We start from the raw sequence: 2,085 nt of genomic DNA, 5'->3' as shown, positions 1-2,085 counted from the left end.
GTCTGCTCCGACGAAACCTCGGTGCGGATCAACGGCCGGACCCACTGGAACTGGGTATTTCAGAACGACGAAGTCGTCATCCATGTGATCCGGCCAAGCCGGGGCGCCAACGTCGTCGCGGAGGTAATGGACGGCCATCGCCCCGCCTATCTGGATCTCCGATCTCTATGGCGCCCACGCGCGGTCATGCCGATGACTGGCAGATTTGTCCTCGCCCACCCAACTCCGGGACTGCAAATTCGCGATCGAGGCGGGTGGATACGATCTTCGCACCCACGAATGAAGGCCCTYGCTGCTCCGCGCCGTCGTGCTGGCGCGGCGCCATCGCACGCTCGCGGACGCTACAAGACGCGCCTGGCGGCGGCGCCTCGACCATGATCTCGACGCCGTCATGGCGCTCGCCCCGATCAACCACCACGGCAGACGATTGCGCCGACGATACGGCAAGGTTCGTGATCATCTCTTCACCTTCCTCGACCACCCGGATATCGCCGCGGACAACAACGGCTCCGAGCGCGAACTCCGGCCTACCGCGACATATCGCAAGGTCACCGGAGGGTTCCGATCCAACTGGGGCGCCGATTTCTTCGCCAACGTCCGATCCGTCGTCGGGACCGCCGCGCGGCACGGCCTTGATGCCTACACCGCTATCAAAAACGCCGTCACCGGAGCATCACTGCCCATCGCCCCCCTACCGGGTTGAGCAGATACCAAAAAATAAATGTCTTCCAAAATAAAAATGAAAAAGGCCAAATTTTAATTGCTTTATAAAAATAAAAAATTGATAAATTTCTTTCTTCTTTTAACCACAACCCGTTATAAGCAAGCCCCCAAAAATATTCATGGCTAAGAGCTCTCCGCGCCAACATTCTTTCTAAAAAAGAAAAAGATTTATTTTTATATATAAATCGATACATTCTAGCTAACTCATCATGAACATCAATATATTTCTGTGTTTCTTCATTTTTTCCAACAGTGCTATGCGAGTCATGAACACCAAAATGAAGGTGTATATTATCAATATATGCAAAATTAAAGCCATGTTTTGCAGCTTCAATAGAAAATAATCTATCTTCACCAATTCTGAAATTACGTATTTGCAAAACTTCAAATATTGTTTTCCGTAATACAGAACAAGGCAAATGACCGATTACGCCATATTTCAGTAGAAATCGGACAAGACGCTTGTCTTTAATTATATTTACATTTCCCTTTTTATAATTTTTCAAATTAAAAAATTTTGGTTTCTTCCCATCTGCATGAAAATTCGAACTGACAACAATCCTTCCAGTTTTAATTTCAATACGAGAAAGATCACTGCATACCCAATCTATTTGCGGATTATCGATGAGCGCCTTAACGGAGTCTTTTAGATGATTTGTAGTCCAAGCATCGTCACTATCAATAAATGCAATCAATTCGCCACTACATTTTGATATTCCACAATTCCTAGGTATCTGCTCAACCCGGTAGGGGGGCGATGGGCAGTGATGCTCCGGTGACGGCGTTTTTGATAGCGGTGTAGGCATCAAGGCCGTGCCGCGCGGCGGTCCCGACGACGGATCGGACGTTGGCGAAGAAATCGGCGCCCCAGTTGGATCGGAACCCTCCGGTGACCTTGCGATATGTCGCGGTAGGCCGGAGTTCGCGCTCGGAGCCGTTGTTGTCCGCGGCGATATCCGGGTGGTCGAGGAAGGTGAAGAGATGATCACGAACCTTGCCGTATCGTCGGCGCAATCGTCTGCCGTGGTGGTTGATCGGGGCGAGCGCCATGACGGCGTCGAGATCATGGTCGAGGCGCCGCCGCCAGGCGCGTCTTGTAGCGTCCGCGAGCGTGCGATGGCGCCGCGCCAGCACGACGGCGCGGAGCAGCAGGGCCTTCATTCTGGGTGCGAAGATCGTATCACCCGCCTCGATCGCGAATTTGCAGTCCCGGAGTTGGTGGGCGAGGCAAATCTGCCAGTCATCGGCATGACCGCGCTGGGCGCCATAGAGATCGGAGATCCAGATAGCGGGGCGATGGCCGTCCATTACCTCCGCGACGACGTTGGCGCCCCGGCTTGGCCGGATCACATGGATGACGAC

Annotated in this window: 3 protein-coding genes; 1 reads left to right on the top strand and 2 read right to left on the bottom strand. The window is 52.6% G+C overall.

Annotation, left to right across the window (positions count from 1 at the left end; genetic code table 11):
- The first annotated feature begins 307 nt into the window (after positions 1-307).
- On the top strand, positions 308-703 hold the full coding sequence (locus RT91_RS18840; RefSeq protein WP_035189244.1) for a transposase: 396 nt from the start codon (positions 308-310) through the stop codon (positions 701-703).
- On the opposite strand, the gene RT91_RS20940 is transcribed toward RT91_RS18840, so the two are convergent.
- On the bottom strand, positions 663-1,529 hold the full coding sequence (locus tag RT91_RS20940) for a glycosyltransferase (protein ID WP_082468664.1): 867 nt from the start codon (positions 1,527-1,529) through the stop codon (positions 663-665). The two genes, RT91_RS18840 and RT91_RS20940, sit on opposite strands and share 41 nt — an antisense overlap.
- The coding region (locus tag RT91_RS18830; protein ID WP_035189242.1) for a transposase at positions 1,462-2,085 on the bottom strand (624 nt) is incomplete at its 5' end. The genes RT91_RS20940 and RT91_RS18830, both read right to left, overlap by 68 nt.

It is taken from the genome of Acidiphilium sp. JA12-A1 (assembly GCF_000724705.2).
In the GTDB taxonomy this organism is placed as follows: Bacteria; Pseudomonadota; Alphaproteobacteria; order Acetobacterales; family Acetobacteraceae; genus Acidiphilium; species Acidiphilium multivorum.
This window is presented reverse-complemented; position numbering and strand designations above follow the sequence as displayed.

Bases quoted from the DNA above. Each gene is read 5' to 3' on its own strand.
- RT91_RS20940 (WP_082468664.1), bottom strand. From the start codon at position 1,529: ATGCCTACACCGCTATCAAAAACGCCGTCACCGGAGCATCACTGCCCA.